General features: G+C 53.7%; 3 protein-coding genes. All 3 read left to right on the top strand.

What is annotated here, in order from left to right; all coding sequences use genetic code 11:
- Positions 1 to 379: 379 nt before the first annotated feature.
- The 3 genes from LQZ21_RS14675 to LQZ21_RS14685 all read left to right on the top strand — a co-directional run bounded on the left by LQZ21_RS14675 (position 380) and on the right by LQZ21_RS14685 (position 6,912).
- A complete protein-coding gene (locus LQZ21_RS14675) occupies positions 380 to 2,935 on the top strand; it encodes a penicillin-binding protein 1A (RefSeq protein ID WP_411045327.1) in 2,556 nt (851 codons plus the stop codon).
- Positions 2,936 to 2,993: 58 nt separating this feature from the next.
- Positions 2,994 to 3,386 (top strand): ParB N-terminal domain-containing protein, encoded by a 393-nt coding sequence (locus LQZ21_RS14680; RefSeq protein WP_411045328.1) that lies wholly within the window; start codon positions 2,994 to 2,996, stop codon positions 3,384 to 3,386.
- A gap of 175 nt (positions 3,387 to 3,561) precedes the next feature.
- On the top strand, positions 3,562 to 6,912 hold the full coding sequence (locus LQZ21_RS14685) for an ATP-binding protein (RefSeq protein ID WP_411045329.1): 3,351 nt from the start codon (positions 3,562 to 3,564) through the stop codon (positions 6,910 to 6,912).
- Positions 6,913 to 7,015 lie beyond the last annotated feature (103 nt).

Genomic DNA, 7,015 nt, shown 5'->3' on the forward strand with positions numbered 1-7,015 from the left:
AATAACTTGCCCAAAAGGGCAAGTTATTTCGTTATTGCGTAAGCAATTAGAATAAAATGCATCGCATTTTATTCTTGAACAGTTCCTAAGGCGAAAAAGGAAGGAGAAGAGTTTAAGAGAGGAGGGAGGAGTTAAGAGGGAAATTTGTAAGTTTTTGTCGATTTTGTTAAGGAAAATCCGGGTCCTACCGATATATATAATGTCGGACCTATAGTTCCCCTCCCAAATCACTATATTTCCGACATGCCTCAAGGGCAGGGCCGGTACCGAACTTCGGTTCGTCGCCGGCCTTTTTTTGGTTCGGGGGTGATGTTTCGCGGCCTTGACAAAAATAGAACCCTTCCATAGGCTTATGAGTGAGAGTAGTATAGGACATACGATGAAAAAACCCATAGCGGCCGGCGTTTTTGCGGCCTTTGTCATACTGATAGTGGTCGGCATCGGTGTTTTCTTGGGTTTATCCCTGGCTCAAACGGTAAATATCAAAAACCAGGAAAATTTCCAGGAATTTGCCCCCGCCTTACCCACCAAGATCCTCGATATAAACGGAATTTTGATTACCGAATTTTCCGCGGATGAGAAGCGGGAATTGATCTCCTTAAGCGAACTGCCCCGGCACCTTATCCATGCGGTGTTGGCCCGGGAAGACCCGGATTTTTATAACCACAAGGGGTTCAGCATCAGGGCCATAGCCCGGGCGGTGGTGGGGCAGATTATCAGAAAGCCCATGGGGGGAGGGTCCACCATCACCCAGCAGATAGCGGGGAGCCTCTACACGGACCGGAGCGAATACAGCCTCTCCCGGAAGATCCGGGAGTTGTGGTGGGCCATTCAGATGGAGCGGCGGTATACCAAGAACGAGATCCTCGAAATTTATCTCAATTATTCCTATATGGGCCCCGGTACCTATGGGGTAGAAGCGGCAAGCAAGTACTTTTTCGGCCACAGCGCCCGGGAGATAACCCTGGCGGAGGCGGCGATCCTGGTGATCCAGCTTTCCAGCCCTGCCCGGTACAACCCCCTGGATAACCCCAACACCGCCATGGAACGTCAGCGGGTGGTCTTGAACCGGATGATCGAATTCGGTTATACCACCGCGGAAGAGGCGGAAGCTTCCTTTAATGAATATTGGGAGAACTACGATTATACTCGGGAATCCACCGCCGCCTATTACCACCGGGACGACGCGGCCCCCTGGTTCAGCGAATATGTCCGCCGGCAGTTGGACGATATGATGTACGGGACCATGGATTATTACCGGGACGGGTATACGGTCCTTACCACCCTGGACCTGAAATATCAGGCCACCGCGGAAAAATTGATGGCCGAAGGGCTGGTTAAGGCAAACCGGGAGTATGCCGTCTCCCGGGGGTCCCGGCTGGTTCGGGCGGAGCAGACCTATATCCCCATCGTGGACCTCCTTTCCCTCTATTTTAACTTGAATTCTATCCATGCCACGGCGGATGCCCAAAATGAACAAAAGGCCCTCTCCCGGTATACCAAGACCATTAACCCCGTGGTAGACATGAGCGCCCTGATTTTTGGGATTCCGGACCTGCGGGTTATTACCAATGCCTCCTTTGCGGAATTAAAAACCACCACGGAACAAAATGTGGTGGAGGGGGCCCTTATCGCCCTGGAAAACGAGACCGGGTACATTAAGGCCGTGGTGGGAGGATCCGAATTCGATCAATCCAATCAGCTTATCCGGGCCATCCAGGGGCGGATCATGCCGGGGAGTTCCTTTAAACCCCTGTATTATTCCGCCGCGATTGATACGAGGCTGTTTACCCCCGCATCCCTGATCTACGATATCCCCATGGTGTTCCATAACGAGGACGGCACCCCCTATATACCCCTTAATTTCCGGGGTGAATGGAAGGGGCCGGTCCTCCTCTACGATGCCCTGGCCCAATCCATGAACGTCGCTTCCCTTAAAATACTGGACACCATCGGGTTTGATGCGGCCATTGACCGGGCGGCAAACCTCTTGGGTATTGAGGATCCCCAGGAACGGGAACGGACCTTTCCCCGGGTATACCCCATGGGGCTGGGGATTGTGTCTATCTCCCCCATACAGATGGCCCGGGCCTTTGCGATCTTCGCCAACCAGGGCAGGGAGGTTATCCCCATCGCTATCCGGGCCGTGGAGGACCGGAACGGCAGGATAGTTCTGGATACGGAGCGGGAACTCAGGCAGCGGCAGCGGCGTATGGGCGGTGACATCCAGGTTATAAGCCCGCAAAACGCCTATATCATGACCACCCTGCTGAAAAAGACCGTGGAGGTAGGGACCCTCCGTTCCGGTTCGGGGTTCGGGTCAAAATTTGTCTACCAGGACGAAAACGGCAGCCGCTACCGCATCGCCGCCGCGGGGAAAACCGGAACCACCCAGAACTGGTCCGACGCCTGGACCGTGGGGTTTACCCCGTATTATACCACCGCCATTTGGTTTGGGTTTGATAAACCCGGCAACTCCCTGGGACTATCCCTAACCGGGGCTACCCTGGCGGGCCCCATCTGGGGTGATTTTATGCGGGAACTCAACATGGGGCTGCCGGCCAAGGATTTTATCCGGCCCTCCACGGGGATTGTGGATGTAACGGTCTGCGCCAAATCAGGGTTATTACCCACCGAAGCCTGTAACGAGGGGACGGTTACCCTTTCTTTCCTCACCGGAACCCAGCCCCGGGAGGCCTGTACCCTGCATTCGGCTACCAGGATCAGATCCAATCTGACCATGGAGACCATGCGGACCAGTTCCCTGACCATCCGCGATGACACCCTGATAAAGGAGTTGCCCATGCCCCAGTTACGGATCGATCTGTCGGATATCCCGGTTCGGCAAACCGAAACAGTGGAGCCTTTGGTTCCCGGGGAGGATTTCGGTTTGGGGATTGATGAGTTTCCGGACTATAATCCGCTGCTGGACTAGCACCCTGAGTAGACTAAATAACATAATATGTTTGTAATTGTTCATATTAAGGAAAAAAATGCAGGTCCCCATTAGTGACATAAAAACAAAAAAACGGCTCAGGAAAGACATGGGGGATATTGATGCCCTGGCGGAGAGCATGAAACGGTTCGGGCAAATATGTCCCATTGTGTTGACGAATAACAATATTCTTATTTCCGGCGGCCGCCGTCTTGAAGCTGCCCGCGCCCTGGGGTGGAGAACCATCAACGCGGTCATTGCCAATATCCCCGAAGGGATAGATATGCTGGAATACGAGATCGAAGAAAACCTGCAACGGCAGGACTTTAGTTCCGAAGAAGTTTCCGATGCCATGCGGAAACTCCACAAAATACGGAACCCCGGATTTTTCCGGCGTATCCTTAATTGGTTCATCCGCCTTTTTAAAAGGCTTTTTAAAGTAGGGTATTGACAATCCTTTCTTAAATACAAAGACCGTTGAGGCTGTTTAAAACCCGAAGGTTTTAAACAGCGGCCTTAGATTTAGAGGGAAAAAGGGGCCCTTTTTGCCGCTTTTCCCATAACTTTCCCAAAACCCACCCAAGTTTGGGGGGACTTATTTTTGTATTTGTGGAGTTATGTGGAAGATGAAAAAACTGTACCTGCTCCGTTCCTCCATTAAGCGCTTTATCGATAATTTGGGTTTGGGCATGCGGACCAAACTCATCATTATTTTTGTCGTCATTAAGGTTATCCCCCTGCTCCTGCTTACCTATTTGGCCTGGCGCCAGGCCCAATCCCTGGGGCAGGAGATGCACCGGCGTACCCAGGAATTAACGGCCGAGGCAAATGCGGCCCTGGAACAGACCGGAGCCATTGCCGTAGGCGATTCGGTAAAAGCCCTCAATGATTTTGCCACCGACGATATAGAACGGATAAGTACCGCTATGGCCCAGGAGGTGGCGAATTTCCTCTATCAGCGGGATGGGGATATCCGGTATGCCGCCGGTTTATCCCCCAGCGAAGGGGTCTACCGTCATTTTATTGAAAGCCGGCAGGGCCGCCTGGTCAAGCCCGGTCCCTGGAAACTGGCCCCCGACGGCAAGTCCTGGATCCCCGCGGACCCTTCCCCGGAGGAGCCGAAAATAACTTCGTCCAACCGGGAAAATGACACCAATTTCCGTTACCGGCCCCCGGATGTTTTTGAAATCGAAAACCGGCCCCTCTACCTGGAAATGACCTATATAGACCTCCGGGGTAACGAGATCATCAAGGTAACCACCTCCCCCCAGATGGACCCGAGGCGCAAAAATATTGCCGATCGGCGGAACACCTATGTAAAAGCGGAGACCTATTTTGAGGGACTTAAAAACCTCAAACCCGGGGAGATCTATGTTTCCGATGTGATCGGCGCCTATGTCCCTTCCCGGCTTATCGGGATGTATACCCCCGAAAACACCGCAGCCCAGGGGCTGGCCTTTACCCCGGAGGAAGAGGCCTATGCGGGGATGGAAAATCCCCGGGGAAAACGGTTCAAGGGGATTATCCGGTGGGCGACCCCGGTTACCCAGGATGGCAGGAAGGACGGTCCCATTATCGGTTATGTGAGTCTTGCCCTGGACCACGATCACCTCATGGAATTTACCGATCATACCACCCCCATGAGCAGCCGCTTTACCGAATTGCCCAGCGCCTATGAGGGGAATTACGCGTTTATCTGGGACTACAAGTGCCGCAGTATCTGCCACCCCCGGCATCATTCCATCGTGGGCTATAACCCCGAAACCGGCGAGCCGGAGGTGCCCTGGCTTGAGGAGAGTATCTACCAGGCGTGGCAGGCCAGCGGGAAACCCTATGTGGATTTTATCCGGGATCAGCCCGTATTTGTGGACCAGTCCCGGGACAAAAAACCGGCGGCGGCCCTTACCGCCCAGGGCCTGGTGGGCCTGGACGGCCGCTACCTCAACCATGCCCCCCAATGTACGGGCTGGTTCGACCTCACCAGGGAAGGGGGTTCCGGTTCCTTCCTGATCCTGTGGAGCGGTCTTTGGAAACTCACCACCGCGGCTACCATTCCCTACTATACCGGCCATTACGGTCAATCCAAACGGGGGTTCGGCTTTGTGGCTATCGGCGCGGGGTTTGAAGATTTTCAGCGTCCGGCCATGGCCACCGAGGCGACCCTTAATCGGGTCATCACCATGGCGAACCGGGATCTTACCCAGGCGGCGGAGGAAACCGGGAACGCCATCACCGCGAACCTCTTTGATACCACCCTGAAACTGGGAATTTCCGCCGGGCTTATGATCTTCCTGGTGGTGATGATCGCCATCTGGATGGCTTCGATCTTTACCCATAGTATCACCACCCTGATCAACGGCATATCCCGGTTCCGCTCCGGGGAACGGTATTTTCGGTTTAACGCCCAGACGAAAGACGAAATCGGAACCCTGGCGGATTCCTTTGACGAAATGGCGGACAGCCTGGTAGCCAGTGACCGGGGGCCCCTGATCATCGTAGATACCCAATACACCATCATCTATATTAATTCCCAGGGACTTGAAACCCTCCACAAAACCCTGGATCAGGTCCTGGGCAAGGCCTACGGCGAAATAAGCATCTATCCCCCGGGATCAAAATACGATCCCGTCGCGGCGCTGCTGGGGGGGTATGAGGCGGAGATCCTCTATGAGCCGGAAAGCAAACGGTATGTCCGGGGGAGCGCCACCTATCTGACCGAAAAGGATGGTACCATCATCGGCTATGTGATCATTTCTATGGATCTGACCGAGATGGTGGAACAGCAGATCTTGTTGGAAAAGGCCGTACAGGCGGCCAACCGGGCGAATGAACACAAGGGGGATTTTTTGGCCCGGATGAGCCATGAGATCCGTACCCCGATGAATGCGATCATCGGCATGACCGGTATCGTCAAGAAAAAGCTGGCCGCGGGGTCTTCCGATAGGGAAGATATTCAAGCCAATATACGGCAGATAGAGATCTCTTCCCAGCATCTCCTGGGCCTGCTCAACGATATTTTGGATATTTCCAAGATTGAGGCCGGAAAAATTGATATGATCCAGGAAGCGGTGGATATGTTCAAACTGGCCCATACGGTGGAAACCATCATCCGGCCCCGGTGCGAAGAAAAAAACATCACCTTTGTTACCCGTTTTGAAATGCGTAAACCCGCGGTCTACCAGAGCGATTCCCTGCGGCTCCGGCAGGTGCTGATCAACCTCCTGGGAAACGCGGTGAAATTTACTCCCGAACTGGGGAGGATTGAATTCTCCATTCTGGAGAAGAAACGCGAGAATAATAAGAGCCTGCTGGAATTTATCGTTCAGGACAACGGCATCGGTATCTCTGCCGCGACCCAACAGCTGCTCTTTAAGCCCTTTGAACAGGGGAGCGGCCGGATCGCCAAACAATACGGAGGAACCGGGCTGGGACTGGCCATAAGTAAAAACATAGTCCAGCTCTTTGGGGGGGATATTCTGGTCAATTCCAGGGAGGGAGCGGGCAGTACCTTTAGCTTTGAACTGTGGCTATCCCCCATGCAGGCCAGGGAAAATCCGGAACCTTTTCTGGAGGACGCCACCGGTTCCCTGACGGGCAAACGGGCCCTCCTGGTGGACGATGTGGAGATTAACCGGCTCATCACCAAAAACCTGATGGAATTTACGGGGATATCCATTGACGAGGCCTCGGACGGGCTCGCCGCCTTTACCATGTTTCAGGAGGCACCGGAAAACACCTATGATATTATCTATATGGACATACAGATGCCCACGATGGACGGGTATGCGGCCACCGCGGCCATCAGGGCCCTGGAACGGTCCGACGCCAAGACCATTCCCATTGTGGCCCTTACCGCCAATGCCTTTAAGGAGGATATTGACCGCGCCCTGGACACCGGGATGAACGCCCACCTGGCAAAACCCCTGGAAACGGAAAAGCTCCTGGAAGTAACGCTGCGGCTGTTGGGAATAGCTTAGCAGACTAAACAACTCATGTTACGCAGGAAGAATAGGATTAACCACGAACGACACGAACATCACGAACTTTTGCTTCGATATTCCGGAATTTATACCTGAATTC

This window comes from Treponema sp. TIM-1, assembly GCF_046533115.1.
In the GTDB taxonomy this organism is placed as follows: domain Bacteria; phylum Spirochaetota; class Spirochaetia; order Treponematales; family Breznakiellaceae; genus JAIRMO01.

Bases quoted from the DNA above. Each gene is read 5' to 3' on its own strand.
- LQZ21_RS14680 (WP_411045328.1), top strand. From the start codon at position 2,994: ATGCAGGTCCCCATTAGTGACATAAAAACAAAAAAACGGCTCAGGAAA.
- LQZ21_RS14685 (WP_411045329.1), top strand. From the start codon at position 3,562: ATGAAAAAACTGTACCTGCTCCGTTCCTCCATTAAGCGCTTTATCGAT.
- LQZ21_RS14675 (WP_411045327.1), top strand. From the start codon at position 380: ATGAAAAAACCCATAGCGGCCGGCGTTTTTGCGGCCTTTGTCATACTG.